Raw genomic sequence first — 12,241 nt, forward strand, 5'->3', positions numbered from 1 at the left:
GGGAAAGCCGCCAGGCCGAGGCGAGTCCGTCGGGCAGCAGGCAGATGGACGCCGTCCTCCTGCTCGGCGGCCACGTCCGCAACACCCGATCCATCACCTCGGCCGGCACCCAGCCCTGGACCGGCCAGCGGCAGCCGGCGACCCGGCCCCGGACAGAAGCCGTGAATTCGGCCTCCAGCGCCTCCTCGACGGCCTGGAAGTCCTCATCGCCCAACGCACCCGCTGACCGAACAAGCGCTCTGTCTCCAGCGCGGGGCCTCCCTCCTGTCACATCCGGAGATTGCCGGACATCAACTCGCATGTGGCAACGGTCAATCGGAAGGACGGCAATGTGGCACCGACGGAGTCCCGGCGGCGTTTCGAGGAGCTTTACACCGAGCACTACGCGGCCGTCGCCGCCTACGTCCGCCGGCGGACCGACCGCCCGGACGACACCGCCGACGTGATCGCCGATACGTTCACCACGGCCTGGCGCCGCCTGGCGGACGTGCCGGAAGGCGAGGGGGCCAGGCTGTGGTTGTACGCGACGGCCAGACGGACCCTGGCCAACCACCACCGCACCACGCTGCGCCGCTCGGCGCTGACCCAGCGCCTGCAGCAGGAACTCGCGCTGTATGCCGACGCTCCGCCCGACCCGCTGCCGCAGGGGGCGTGGGAGGCGTTCGCCCGCCTGTCGGATGACGACAGGGAACTGCTGTCGCTGGCCGGATGGGAGGGGCTCGGCTCCGATGACATCGCGAAGGTGCTCGGGTGCTCGCGCGTGGCGGCCCGCCAGCGCCTGCACCGTGCCCGCAAACGGCTGGCCGCCGAACTGGCCGCCACCGACATCGACCTCAGCGTGTACGGCAGGCGCGCCGTAAGCCTCGTCAAGGAGAAAGCATGACCCTCGCCCAGGACGAACTCCTCAAGCGGATGGCACGCGACCCCGGCCCCGGGCTCACGCCGGTCGCGCATGACCTGATGACGCAGATCATGGACACGGCCGAGCTCGAGCCGCGTACGGCCCGCGTCCGCTGGAGTCCGCTGGTGGCACTGCCGGTGGCCGCGGCGCTCGCCGCGATGGGCTGGTCGGCTGCCGCGCTCCTGAGTTCCGAGCCCGCCTCGGCACTGGCCATCAAGGAGACGGCCGACAGCTACGTCATCGAGGTCAAGGACCTGTACGCCGACTCCCGGGTGTACGAACGCCAGCTGCGCGAGGCCGGACTCGACATCTCCCTGGAGGTGGTGCCCGCCACCCCGAGCAACGTCGGCGAGATCAGCCCCGACGCCCCCGGCTGGACCAGCGGCTCCTTCCCCCATGCCGACCAGATCAAGACGATCGACCGCCAGGGATGTGACCTGGGGGTGGGCCGTACGTGCCCGATCGGCATCACCGTGGCCAAGGACTTCACCGGCACGGCCACCCTCAGGCTCGGCCGCGAAGCCCGCCCGGGGGAGGAGTACGCGATCATCGCCGCCCTGACCGGCCAGGGCGAACCCCTGCACTGCAAGCCCTTCTACAACCGCCGCGTGAACGAGGTGCGGGCGAGCCTGGCCGCCCTGGGGCTTTCCGTCAAGGACTACGCGGTCCAGAACGGCTCGGAGGTGGAGGAGAAGGACTCCGTCCCCGACTCCATGTACGTCACGGGCGGCTCACTGACCGAGTACGGCAAGGCCGGGCTCATCGTCAGCAGAACGCCGATGCCCGAGGACCTCATACGCACACTCCTCCGAAAAGAGGGCTGCGAATAAGCACACACATCGCACTCCCGCCGGTGTTGCGGCGAGGTTGTGCTCAGTGATCACCTTACGGCGGCTCGGCGCGGCGGGCCGGGGTGTGGGCGTTCGGCTTCTTGGAGGCCCACGCTCCGTGAGCTGCCGTTCCTCCTGCGCCGGGTGACTGCACCTCGGCGAGGAGTTCTCAAGTTCGGCGGAGGAACTCGGCGATCGGCTCGCTCTGGCCGAAGATGGCGTGACCGGCTTCGGGGAGCAGGGTCACGGTCGCGTGCGGGACGCACTCTCGGACACGCCGCGCGCTCTGGTGGGAGTCGAACATGGCGTCCTGGCCACCGACGATGACCAGGACGGGCATGGTGAGGCCGCGCAACGCGTCGTCGGGGAAGACCGGGAGCTTTTCCCTGCGGGGGTTGAAGTGTGTGAACGTCAGGACGACGGCGTCGAGCGCCTGCCGGTCCCTGTCCGCGTCCAGTCCCGCGACGGCCATGGCCGACTCGCGTAGCCCGCCGCGCCGGAAGGGGCGGGCCAGGAGGGCCTTGAAGATCCAGCCGACCTTCTGCCGTCCCACACCACCGGGACACATCAGGGCCAGGCGGGTCACGCGTCCTGGACGACGGATCGCGTAGTCCAGGGCCGTCCAGCCGCCGAGGGACGTGCCGGCGAACGCGGCGCCGGTGACCTGGAGCCCGTCCAGCACGTCGTCCAGCCAGAGGGCCACGGCGCCGGAGTCCAGGGCGGGACGCGAGGGCGCGCTCAGGCCGGGCTCGCCGACGAGGTCGACCGCGTACGTACGAAAGTGCCGCGACCAGGTGCCGACGTCCGCGCGCCACATCGACGTGTTCGCGCCCGAGCCGTGCAGCAGCACCAGGGGCGGCGCGTCCCGCGGGCCGGAGGCGAGGACGAAGGTCTCGCCCTCGCGAGTCGGTACCCGTATGTGCTCGGCGGGAACCGGCCAGGTGTCCAGCACCTGCCGGTAGTGGTCGAGGAGCTCGCGTTCGCCCGCTTGGGACTTGTAGATCGCCCCTCGGGCGATGTCGAGCGGATCGTGGCCGGATCTGTTCGAGTCGGGCATGGGAACCACCTCCTTGGTGACAGTGAAGGCCTTGTCACGGTGTCAAGGTCAAGTGCCGAGCATTCGCCCAAGCTCGTTTGAGCGAATGCCCGGCATCTACCGGTGGGCCATCACGTGGTTGCTAGCAGGGGCGCCACCACGAGCCGTAGGCAGTGGACGGCGCACTGGCGCTCACGGCCTGGAAGCGGATGAACACCCGGTAGAAGGTGCCGCAGGCCAGCCCCAGCATCCTGGAGTAGGCCCTGGGGAAGTGCCGCTGCCAGCCGTTGCCGCTTTCCGTGCCGGCGCCGCCGGAGGTGCTGCGGAGGAACTGGCAGGCGCGGATGATCATCGACTCCGGCAGGTTGGTGATGGTGCACATGCCCCGGGCCCGGGCGGCGTTCCCGAAGATCGTGAGGTTGATCTTGTAGCCGCCGGCGTAGGAATAGGTGTCGCGGTGCAGGACGCTGTCGGCGGACGCCACCGCCGGTGTGAGGGCCAGGGTGGCCACGATGATGGAGAGGGCGCCCAGCAGTGTCCGGACTCGGCCTGACATCCGTCATCTCCTTTGGTCGGGAGTTGGGGGGACAGTGCCAGCTCGCCATACCTGACTGCTCTTGTCATCGCTTCCGGGCTGCGCATCAATAGCAACAACAACCGCAACAACCCGGAGCGGGCCATGTCGCGAGGTGGACGCAAGGATCAGCCGATCGACCGCGAAACGGGTCCCGTCGCGGAGTTCGTCGACGATCTGCGCCGGCTGCGAGGCGAGATGTCGTTGCAGGAGGTCGGGCAGCGGATGCGCTACCACTCCAGCACGATCTCCCGGCGGCTGAATCCGGCGGAGCTGCCGCCGCTGGACTTCGTCCGCTCGTATGTCGAGGCCTGTGGCGGGGATCCGGACGCCTGGGAGGCCCGGTGGCGCGCAGTCGCGGGGGAGCCGGGATCGCCCCCCGGCCTTCCGGGAGAACCGGCCGGCCAGCCGCCACGGCGCGGGTCCTGGCGGCTCCCGCTGGCCGCCGCGCTCGCCGTCGTGACCGTCGCCGGGGGTAGCGGATACCTCTGGCTCTCCAGCCGGGAACCGGGTCCCGCGAACGCGACTCCCGCCTCGGCCTCTCCGCCGGTATCCCCGGCCAGCGGCTTCCCCTGGAAGGTCACGAACATGTACAAGCAGGTGACCTCTCGTGAGTGGACGCAGCATGCGGAGGGCGACCTCGAGGTCTGGGCGAACCTCTCCTGTCCCACCGGGATGACCGAGTACTGGATCGCCTTACGCCCCGGCGGCGCGTCCGCCCGCTTCGAGTGCGGCTCCTGGCAGGTGCACACCTGGACCGGCCTGCGCCCGGGCCGCTACAACTTCGAGCTCTGGAAGGACAATGACGGCCGCGCCGTCTCCGGGATCGGCGTCGTCCGCTCCACCTCCTCCATCGTGCAGCACCCGAAGCCGTCCCCGGCCTGAGGCGGTCAGCGCTGCCCCGGCGAAGGAACGCGCACCCAGGCCATGCCGGCGGCCTGAGCGGCCTGAATCCCGTTGTCGGCGTCCTCGAAGACCAGGCAGCGCTCCGGGTCGACGCCCAACTGCCGGGCCGCGATCAGAAACGGGTCCGGGTCGGGTTTGGCCCGCGGATAATCACCGGCGCAGACCATCACCTCGAACCTGTCGAGCAGCCCCAGGGCGGTCAGCGTGGCCGTCACCGACTCACGGTCGCTACCGGAGACGACGGCGAACGGGATGCGGCCGAACGCGGCTTCGATGTGCTCAAGTACGCCGGGCACCGCCGTCAGCCGGGGCAGCATCTCCTGGCAGAGCTCCTCACCGCGGCGAGCGACGGCCGGCACCGGCATGGCCAGCCCTTGGCTCGCATTGAGATCGGCGATGATGTCGGCCACCGTCCGACCGGCCCACGCGTAGAACAGTTCCTCGGAGAGCTCACATCCCCACTCGCCCAGCGCCTGCCGCCAGGCGAGAAAGCGCAGCGGCATGGAATCCGCGATGGTCCCGTCGCAGTCGAACAGATAGGCGCCGAACTCACCCGGGGGAAGATCCAAGATCACCCGGATATTCTATGGGCGAGGTTGACGATCACTGCGCCTGGCCCCGGAGTGCCCGTTTCGGGCATGCCTGCGATGACAAGTACTAGGGTAGCCGTCGTGATGAATGCGGCGGAAATGGTGGCTTTCGCGGGTGTGATGATGCTCGGCGCGATGTCTCCCGGGCCTGACTTCGCCGTGGTCGTCCGGCGTTCCGCCGTCTCCGGTCGCGCGTACGGCATGGCCGCCGCGGCCGGGGTCTCGGCCGGTGTGTTCGTCTGGGTGCTGGCCGCGGCGAGCGGCATCGCGGCCCTGCTGGCGGCTTCGGCCGTGGCGTTCACCGTGGTCAAGGTCGTCGGGGCCGGCTACCTGCTGTACCTCGGGGTCAGGGCGTGGCACGCGGCACTGCGTAAAGGCGGTGACCTGCGGCTGGACCTGCCCCACCCCGGAAGGCGCGGCCCGCTGGCGGCGTTCAGCGAGGGGCTGCTGACGAACGTGCTCAACCCCAAGGCGGCGCTGTTCTTCATCGCGCTGGTGCCCCAGTTCGTCTCCGGCGAGGCCGTGCTGGGCGACGCGCTGGTGCTGTCGCTGATCGCGGTGGTGGGGACCGTCCTGTGGTTCCTCCTGGTGGCCAACCTCGTGGGGGCGCTGCGCCGGCTGTTCGCGAAGCCGGCCGTACGCAAGGCCGTGGACGGGCTCACCGGAACGGCGTTGATCGCCCTCGGCGTCAACCTGGCCGTCGCCGGCCGCCCATAGAGCCCCGTGTGAGGGCGTCCCGCCCCGCGAGCTTGACGATCGCCAGGCCGGCGTCGCGCAGGCTAGGGAGCCGCCTGCCGGAGGCTCGCCAGCCTCAGCTCGATCAGTGTGGCGTTCACCCGCGCGGTGTCAGGGCGGCCGGGCAGCACCGAGTCGATCGAGTCGAGCGCCGCCAGCTCCGTCCTGATGACGGCGGAGAACGCCTTCGGATTGCGCGTGGCCAGCTCAGCCGCGGCGAGCACGTCCTCGCGCTGCGCCGTCATGTCGGTGATCAGCCGCCCGCTCGTCAGCAGTGCACGCCCTTGCCGGAGGAGCCGGAGGCAGTCTCGTGCGTACGCGGTGATGAGCTCGGCGTCCTCGTCGGCAGGCGGCGAAGGCCGGCGGAACAGCCGCAGGGCCGCGCCTCCATAGGCTTTGCGCACGCATGGCGCCGACAAGAACGCTTCGCGGAGCTCGACGAGAGCGCGCCCCGCTTCGGTACAGACCGTGTGGCTGCCGAGCCACAGCAGTTCGCTCGCCGCCGGATCGGCTTCGAGCGCGAGGGTCGCGAACTTGTGGAGCTCGTGCATCGTGAGGTCGCCGCCCGGGCTCACATATGTGCGCGCGAGTGCGGCCGGCCCGTGCAGTCCGCAGACGTCTTCGGCGTCCGCGAGATACACCCCGAGCACCTTCGGCTCGTCGTCCTCGGGGTCCAGCCCGTGTACGGCGGGCCCCACCACCCCCATCAGCACCGTCATACGGGAACCACCTTCGGGCGGCGGTGGGCCACGAACGCCAGATGGGTACCGCCCCAGCGATAACGCGATTTCTCCGGCCCGGTCACCGGTCGAGAGTATGTCATGGCGTATCCGGTCCGGCCGGAGGTCGCGGACGTACCCCATCGGAGAGGCACCGAATGACTCGACCACGCCTGCGTCATCGACGGCGACGTGCTGGTCCGGCGAGGCTGGGACCATCGTTCCGACAGGCCGAGCCACGCCGGGGTTTCGAGATCTAGGAGGGCCCGGTCAGGGTGTAGCCGCGGGTGACCGCGGTGAGATCGCCGTCCTCTCGGGTGGCGGCGACCAGGCCAGGAGGTCGGGGGACGAAGCCGGGCACCCCCGTCAGCCCGTCGGTCTCGGCGATCACCGTGAGGCGGATCCGGTCCTTGTCCCGTAGACGCACGGTGAGCTGGACGCCCTGAGCGGGGAGGCCGCGGAAGCGGATCTCCGCGGGCCAGGTGCCGGTTCGGGTGCCGGTGACGGGCACGCCCACCGACCCGAACCGGCCGGCCGAGGCGGTGGCGTGGGTGATCGGCCGGTCGAACCGCAGGGTCACCGAGCGCGTGCCCTTCCCGGCGGTCACGTGCAGTTTCAGCGTGTCCGCTCGGTGGGCCAGGACGTCGGCCCGCGGGCCCTCGGCGGCGATCGCCGGTGCGGGACCGGTCCACAGCGTGCCCCGCGCGTACCCGGCGGGCAGCGCGGAGACGTCGTGGCCGGACACGTACTGCCTGGTCCACCGCGCCGGGTCCGCGTCGGCGCTGACCCAGTGGGCGGTACGGGTGCCGGCGTCCATGACGTACGCCAGATGGGTGCGTTGCGGGCGATCGGCGTCGAAGACGTCCCCCACGAGCCCGGCGGCGACCAGCCCGGCCGCGAGGAGAAGGGCCGTGAACGGGGCCGCGAGAACGGCGGCCCGCTTCGGCCGGGTGGCGGGATCGGGCAGGAACAGTTCCCCGACCGGCACCACGATCAGCCCGAACAGTGCCAGCACCAGCGCGCTCACCCCGCCCAGCGCCAGCCCCATTCCGTCGAAGACGTCACGGGCCAGCCCCGGCAGCAGCATCGCGGCCGTGACCGGACCCAGCAGGGCCACAGCCGCCCGCGCCCAGGCCGGGCCGCGGAGCAGGAGCGCGCCCCACCAGCCGGCCGCGCCCGCCAGCGCCGGCAGCGTGAACAGGAAGGACGCCCCGGGAGCGACCTGGCAGCACAGCAGACCCAGCCCGGCGAGCCAGGTCAGCGCCCCGACCGCCAGCGCAGCCGGGCCGAGCCTGCGCCGCAGGAGCAGGTACCAGCCGAGGACGGCCAGCGCGCACAGGACCGCGATCGCCGCCCGGTACGGCAGCGGGCGATGCAGCAGCCCGCCCATCAGGTCGTAGGCGGGCCGCCAGGACACCAGCAGTTCCCACAGCCCCTGCGCCAGGGCGGCCGACACCGCCGGCGGCACCACGGCCGATGCCACGGCCACCAGCAGCCGGGCAGTCGTAGTGCGCGGCGATGAGCACGGTGCCGGTCGGGTCCGTTCCCCGCAGCCGGGCCACGATGTTGTCGACCTGGCCGAACGCCGCCAGCCCCGCCGCGGACCAGGCGCCGACCGCGCGCTGGACCTCCACCTGCAGCCCCGCCGCGCGCAGTTGCCCCGCCAGGTAGGTCTGGGCGCGCTTGCTCGCGGGGCTGCCGATGGGCCGCGGTTCGGCGGCGAACCGCTTCAGGTGCACCAGCGCGCGCTCGGCGCTGAACTGCTCGCCCGGGGCGCCGGCCGGCAAGGACTGCATGGTGCTGTCGGTCATGAACGACAGCATGATCACCACGGCCAGGGTGAGCACGGACGCCAGTCCGGCCGCCAGGCGTCGTCGGACGTGGAGCAATTTTCCGATCATGACGAGGTACGGTAGGACGGGCCGGTCACCGCGTGGAATGAGGCGCTTACCCGTCCGTACCTGTGGTTTTCCGCAGCATCGAAGACGTTCGTCCAGTCGTCATCCGCCGGCGGCCCGCCAGGCCGGGTCGACGATGGTGGTCATGATCTCCTGCCGCTCGTCATGGTCGCCGAAACCGGAGCGGATCGCGTTGCCGACCAGCCGGTGCAGTTCGGCGACGGTCAGCTGGTGAGCGTCGGCCACGGCGGCCATCTCGCCGCTGACCTTCACTCCGGACATCAGCCGGTTGTCGGTGTTCACCGTGACGTTGAAGCCGAGGCGGAGCATCGGCCCGATGGGATGACGTTCCAGGGAGTCCACGGCCCCGATCTGCACATGGCAGGTTGGCGCCATCTCCAGGCAGATCTGCCGGTCCCGGACATAGCCTGCCAACCGGCCGAGCCGGGGAGCCGGGCCGTCCAGATCCGTGATGTCCTGGGCCAGCCGGACGCCGTGCCCGATCCGTTCCGCGCCGTGCTCCAGCGCATCGGAGATGAGCCACAGGGCCGGCTCCTCGCTGGCGTGGACGGTCAGCCGGACCAGCTCCGCACGGACCAGGCCGAGCGCCGCCGCGTGCAGCGAGGCGGGCCAGCCCGTCTCGGCGCCGGCCAGGTCGAATCCGGCGACCCGGGGGTCACGGCGCCGCCGGCGGGCGGCCAGCTCGGCGATCTCCAGCGAGCGGCGCTCGGTCCGCAACGCGCAGATGATCGTGTTGACGACGATCGGGAAGCCGCCTGGGGTCGAGGCCTCGGCCATCCCTTCCGCCAGCCCGTCCTGCACGGCTTGCACGACCTCGTCCAGGCGCAGCCCGCGCTCCTGGTGTTGCTCCGGCGCGAACCGCACCTCCGCGTAGACGACGCCGTCGGCGGCCAGGTCGAGAACGGCCTCGCGGGCCACCCGGCGCAGCCCCTCAGCCGTCTGCATGACGGCCGTGGTGTGCTGGAACGTGTCCAGATAGGCCACCAGGTCACGCTGCTCGGCACCGCGGACGAACCATCGGGCCAGCTCATGCTCGTCGGCCGACGGAAGCCGGTGGCCGATGGCATCGGCCAGCTCGATGATCGTCGCAGGCCGTAGCCCGCCGTCGAGGTGATCGTGCAAGACCGCCGTCGGCAGGTCGGGGCGGAGCCCGCCCGTCCGGCGGTCGAACAGAGTGGTGGTCATTCGCCTCATCCCAGCTCGCTGACGGTGATCACGAAGCCCGCGCGATCGGCATGCTCGTGGACGCCGGCCGGCGGCGCACTCACGCGCCTTTCCCGGTAATCCTGTCCACGAACCGCCTGACGAAGGTGGCCCGGTCCACCTCGAACGATGCGTACCCGTGGACTGTTACCCCAGTCCCGGGCGTCGGAGTCCTGGCCGGGCCGCCGTCCGGCGATCGCCATGCCCCGCGTGCAGAGCCCCCGGGTCTCCTCAGCCGTGATCAACTCGGGATGCGCGACCACACCCCGGGGATCCGGTGAGGGGTTGGTTGAGGTCGGGCCTTGTCAGAGCGCAGCCGGGCCAGCCCGGGTGGTTCATGGAGACCCAGTGTCATTGCACGACTCTGCGTGCCGCGGCGCGCAGAGTCACGGCTCTTTATGACGCCGCGTTGCAGCCCGCGGCGATCAACGCCGCACAGTTCGCGCTGCTGCGCAAGCTGCACACCACCGGTCCGGTGTCGATCCAACGGCTCGCCGAGGCGGTCGAGCTCGAGCGATCGACGGTGGCGCGCAACGTGCGCGTCCTGGAGAAATCAGGGTTCGTCCGCCTCGCCACCACCGCCGCGGATCGGCGGACGACCATGATCCATCTGAGCCCGCCGGGCGCCGAAGCGCTGAAGGCGGCCACGCCGCTCTGGGAGAGCGCGCAACGTCGGATCGAGGAATCCCTCGGCGTCGAGGGCGCCCTGGCGCTGCGCGAGACCCTGCGGTCCCTGTGACCATCCGCCCACAAGGAGTCTTGTCTTGACCGTCATGCGTACGACATCTGGACCCGGCCTGCCGTCCGGTTTCCCGTTCAGCCTCGCCTCCGCGGCGAACGGCTTCTGCTTCATCAGCGGAATGCCCGCCCTCGGCGCCGACGGCACCTATACGGCCGGCACCTTCACCAGCGAAGCCGATCTGGCCTGGCGTAACGTCACCAACATCGCCGAGGCGGCCGGGTACTCGGCCCGGGACATCGTTTTCGTGCAGTGCGTGCTCGCCGACATCGGCCACTACGGCGAGTTCAACGACTGGTGGCGGCGGAGGTTTCGCCGACCCGTCCGTCGCTCCGGCGCGTTTCACCTTCCAGGCCGGCGCGCTGCCGTTCGGCGCGAAGATCGAACTCCAGGCGGTCGCCCACCGTGGCCGGTAACGCCGCACCCGCCGAGCCGGCGCTCGTAGCCGGACCCGCCGAGGTGACGGGCGCGGACGTCGCCGCCGCCCGAGCCCGGCTGGACGGCCGAGTCCGGCGGACACCGGCGATGCGGATCGAGGCCGGCCAGCTCGGGACCGCCCATCCGGGATTCTGGGTCAAGCTCGAGTCGCTGCAGGTCACCGGCGCGTTCAAGGCGCGCGGCGCGCTCAACAGCCTGCTCGCCGCCCAGATCCCGCGGGCCGGCGTCTGCGCGGCCAGCGGCGGCAATCACGGCCAGGCCGTCGCCTGGGCGGCCGGCCTGCTCGGCGTACCGGCCACGGTCTTCGTCCCGACGACCTGCCCGGCCATCAAGCTCCGCCGCCTCGCCGGGTACCAGGCCTCGGTAACGGTCACCGGCGCCGTCTACGAGGAGAGCCTCGCCGCCGCCGAGCACTTCGCCGCGCGTACCGGCGCGTCGCTCATCCACCCCTTCGACCACCCCATGACCGTCGCCGGCGCCGGAACGGCGGCCGCCGAATTCATCGAGCAGGTCCCCGATCTGGACACCGTCCTGGCCGCCGTCCTCGACGGCGCCTATCTGCCGGTACGCGATGAGGTCGTAGGAATCCTCAGCTGCGGTGGAAACGTCGACATCACCGCCCTCCCGCTCTAGCGGCGTGCGACCGTGGCTAGCCGGGCGGCTCGGCGAGTGCCGCTTCGACGCGGGCCTCCGCCCACGGCCACATCAGGTAGCCGCGCTTGACCGCCAGCACCTGCACGTTAGCCGTCCACGACTGGATGCCGGGGATGGAGGCCAGGGTCCGCGAGGTGAAGTGGTGGATGTCGGCGGTGGTCGGCATGATCACCTCGCACATCAGCGACGCCTGCCCCAGCGTCGCCGTGATGAGCCGGACCCCGCGCTCGGCGTTGAGCCGTTCGGCGACGCTGTCCAGCATGGCCGGTTCGACCGACAGCCAGAAGAGGATCTCCGCCTCGAAACCCAGCGCGGCCGCCGGGATGAAGGTCGCCACGGTCGCGCAGCCCCGTTCGAGCATCGCCTCCAGCCGCCGCCTGGCGGTGCTCTCGCTGATGCCGAGGCCGTCGGCGATCGACTGGAAGCTGGCGCGGCCGTCGACGCGGGTGGCCGCGAGGATGCCGCGGTCGACCTCGTCGAGGTGGCCGGGCTCGCACGACTGCGGCTTCGGCGGTACGGCCAGCGTCTTGTCGGCCTGGTCCAGCAGCTGCAGGCTCCAGTCGTAGGTCACCTTGTAGGTGTGCAGGACCAGGTCGGCACTGCTGTTGAGCGTGCCCGGGATGTGGTGGACGTAGTCGACGAGCATGGAGTACAGGTCGCGCGCCTTGGGCGCGACGAGCTCGAAGACGATGTCGTGGGCGCCGGTGACGATGGCGACGAACCGGATGTCGGGGTTGCGCGCCAGCAGCCCCGCCACCTGGAGCTGGCTGCCGGGGGCACAACTGACGCGCACCATGAAGACGTGCACCGGCCCATCGTGCTCCAGGTTCGGCAGCACCGCGACGCGGACGGCCCCGGAGGCGAACAACTGCTGGGCACGCCGGGCCACCGTGGTGGTGGAGGTGCCGATCACCTGCGCGATGTCGGTCCAGCTGGCTCTGCCGTTCACGTGCAGTGCCGCGAGGATCCTGCGGTCGAGCTCATCGAGATCATTCAT

14 protein-coding genes are annotated in these 12,241 nt (G+C 70.9%); 7 read left to right on the forward strand and 7 right to left on the reverse strand.

From position 1 onward, the window contains the following. The first annotated feature begins 331 nt into the window (after positions 1-331). Together ACFWY5_RS35130 and ACFWY5_RS35135 are read left to right on the forward strand one after the other, a co-directional pair. The gene (locus ACFWY5_RS35130; protein WP_379637073.1) at positions 332-883 is read left to right on the forward strand and encodes an RNA polymerase sigma factor; all 552 of its coding nucleotides are present in this window, start codon (positions 332-334) and stop codon (positions 881-883) included. Further along, on the forward strand, positions 880-1,731 hold the full coding sequence (locus ACFWY5_RS35135; protein WP_379637075.1) for a hypothetical protein: 852 nt from the start codon (positions 880-882) through the stop codon (positions 1,729-1,731). Before ACFWY5_RS35130 ends, ACFWY5_RS35135 begins: the two co-directional genes overlap by 4 nt. A 169-nt stretch (positions 1,732-1,900) precedes the next feature. Here ACFWY5_RS35135 and ACFWY5_RS35140 read toward each other — a convergent pair whose 3' ends face one another. Both ACFWY5_RS35140 and ACFWY5_RS35145 read right to left on the reverse strand, forming a co-directional pair. Further along, the gene (locus ACFWY5_RS35140) at positions 1,901-2,788 is read right to left on the reverse strand and encodes an alpha/beta fold hydrolase (protein WP_379615951.1); all 888 of its coding nucleotides are present in this window, start codon (positions 2,786-2,788) and stop codon (positions 1,901-1,903) included. 121 nt (positions 2,789-2,909) lie between these two features. Then, positions 2,910-3,323, reverse strand: a complete 414-nt coding sequence (locus ACFWY5_RS35145; RefSeq protein ID WP_379637077.1) for a hypothetical protein — start codon at positions 3,321-3,323, stop codon at positions 2,910-2,912. A 123-nt stretch (positions 3,324-3,446) separates the two neighbouring features. On the opposite strand from ACFWY5_RS35145, the gene ACFWY5_RS35150 reads away from it, so the two are divergent. Further along, a complete protein-coding gene (locus tag ACFWY5_RS35150; RefSeq protein WP_379615955.1) occupies positions 3,447-4,226 on the forward strand; it encodes a helix-turn-helix domain-containing protein in 780 nt (259 codons plus the stop codon). Positions 4,227-4,231: 5 nt separating this feature from the next. On the opposite strand, the gene ACFWY5_RS35155 is transcribed toward ACFWY5_RS35150, so the two are convergent. Then, positions 4,232-4,822: an HAD family hydrolase gene (locus ACFWY5_RS35155; RefSeq protein ID WP_379637079.1), complete on the reverse strand. Its 591-nt coding sequence runs from the start codon at positions 4,820-4,822 to the stop codon at positions 4,232-4,234. A 150-nt stretch (positions 4,823-4,972) separates the two neighbouring features. On the opposite strand from ACFWY5_RS35155, the gene ACFWY5_RS35160 reads away from it, so the two are divergent. After that, entirely contained in the window at positions 4,973-5,554 is a 582-nt protein-coding gene (locus tag ACFWY5_RS35160) for a LysE family translocator (RefSeq protein WP_379637081.1), read from the forward strand. A gap of 62 nt (positions 5,555-5,616) precedes the next feature. Here ACFWY5_RS35160 and ACFWY5_RS35165 read toward each other — a convergent pair whose 3' ends face one another. The 3 genes from ACFWY5_RS35165 to ACFWY5_RS35175 all read right to left on the reverse strand — a co-directional run bounded on the left by ACFWY5_RS35165 (position 5,617) and on the right by ACFWY5_RS35175 (position 9,395). Then, positions 5,617-6,291, reverse strand: coding sequence for a DNA polymerase beta superfamily protein (locus tag ACFWY5_RS35165; protein ID WP_379637083.1), 675 nt, complete (start codon positions 6,289-6,291; stop codon positions 5,617-5,619). Between the two features lie 256 nt (positions 6,292-6,547). Then, complete coding sequence (locus ACFWY5_RS35170; protein ID WP_379637085.1) at positions 6,548-7,774, reverse strand: hypothetical protein; 1,227 nt, start codon at positions 7,772-7,774, stop codon at positions 6,548-6,550. A gap of 517 nt (positions 7,775-8,291) precedes the next feature. Beyond that, on the reverse strand, positions 8,292-9,395 hold the full coding sequence (locus ACFWY5_RS35175; RefSeq protein WP_379637087.1) for an adenosine deaminase: 1,104 nt from the start codon (positions 9,393-9,395) through the stop codon (positions 8,292-8,294). A gap of 355 nt (positions 9,396-9,750) precedes the next feature. Here ACFWY5_RS35175 and ACFWY5_RS35180 point away from each other — a divergent pair, with 355 nt between their 5' ends. From ACFWY5_RS35180 to ACFWY5_RS35190, 3 genes are read left to right on the forward strand one after another with little or no spacing between them, the layout of a single operon-like run. Further along, positions 9,751-10,152 (forward strand): MarR family winged helix-turn-helix transcriptional regulator, encoded by a 402-nt coding sequence (locus tag ACFWY5_RS35180; RefSeq protein WP_379637089.1) that lies wholly within the window; start codon positions 9,751-9,753, stop codon positions 10,150-10,152. 34 nt (positions 10,153-10,186) lie between these two features. Continuing rightward, entirely contained in the window at positions 10,187-10,597 is a 411-nt protein-coding gene (locus tag ACFWY5_RS35185) for a RidA family protein (protein WP_379637170.1), read from the forward strand. Beyond that, the gene (locus tag ACFWY5_RS35190) at positions 10,558-11,223 is read left to right on the forward strand and encodes a pyridoxal-phosphate dependent enzyme (RefSeq protein ID WP_379637091.1); all 666 of its coding nucleotides are present in this window, start codon (positions 10,558-10,560) and stop codon (positions 11,221-11,223) included. Before ACFWY5_RS35185 ends, ACFWY5_RS35190 begins: the two co-directional genes overlap by 40 nt. A gap of 16 nt (positions 11,224-11,239) precedes the next feature. Here the strand turns inward: ACFWY5_RS35190 and ACFWY5_RS35195 are convergent, their stop codons facing one another. Beyond that, positions 11,240-12,241 carry an Lrp/AsnC family transcriptional regulator gene (locus ACFWY5_RS35195; protein ID WP_379615971.1) on the reverse strand — a complete coding sequence of 334 codons (1,002 nt, stop codon included), beginning with the start codon at positions 12,239-12,241 and terminating at the stop codon, positions 11,240-11,242.

The sequence above is a fragment of the Nonomuraea sp. NPDC059007 genome, from assembly GCF_042740555.1.
Classification (GTDB): domain Bacteria; phylum Actinomycetota; class Actinomycetes; order Streptosporangiales; family Streptosporangiaceae; genus Nonomuraea.

Excerpts from the sequence above, each read along its gene's own strand:
- ACFWY5_RS35135 (WP_379637075.1), top strand. The coding sequence starts at position 880 with ATGACCCTCGCCCAGGACGAACTCCTCAAGCGGATGGCACGCGACCCC.
- ACFWY5_RS35140 (WP_379615951.1), bottom strand. The coding sequence starts at position 2,788 with ATGCCCGACTCGAACAGATCCGGCCACGATCCGCTCGACATCGCCCGA.
- ACFWY5_RS35145 (WP_379637077.1), bottom strand. The coding sequence starts at position 3,323 with ATGTCAGGCCGAGTCCGGACACTGCTGGGCGCCCTCTCCATCATCGTG.
- ACFWY5_RS35150 (WP_379615955.1), top strand. The coding sequence starts at position 3,447 with ATGTCGCGAGGTGGACGCAAGGATCAGCCGATCGACCGCGAAACGGGT.
- ACFWY5_RS35160 (WP_379637081.1), top strand. The coding sequence starts at position 4,973 with ATGTCTCCCGGGCCTGACTTCGCCGTGGTCGTCCGGCGTTCCGCCGTC.
- ACFWY5_RS35165 (WP_379637083.1), bottom strand. The coding sequence starts at position 6,291 with ATGACGGTGCTGATGGGGGTGGTGGGGCCCGCCGTACACGGGCTGGAC.
- ACFWY5_RS35175 (WP_379637087.1), bottom strand. The coding sequence starts at position 9,395 with ATGACCACCACTCTGTTCGACCGCCGGACGGGCGGGCTCCGCCCCGAC.
- ACFWY5_RS35180 (WP_379637089.1), top strand. The coding sequence starts at position 9,751 with ATGGAGACCCAGTGTCATTGCACGACTCTGCGTGCCGCGGCGCGCAGA.
- ACFWY5_RS35185 (WP_379637170.1), top strand. The coding sequence starts at position 10,187 with ATGCGTACGACATCTGGACCCGGCCTGCCGTCCGGTTTCCCGTTCAGC.
- ACFWY5_RS35195 (WP_379615971.1), bottom strand. The coding sequence starts at position 12,241 with ATGAATGATCTCGATGAGCTCGACCGCAGGATCCTCGCGGCACTGCAC.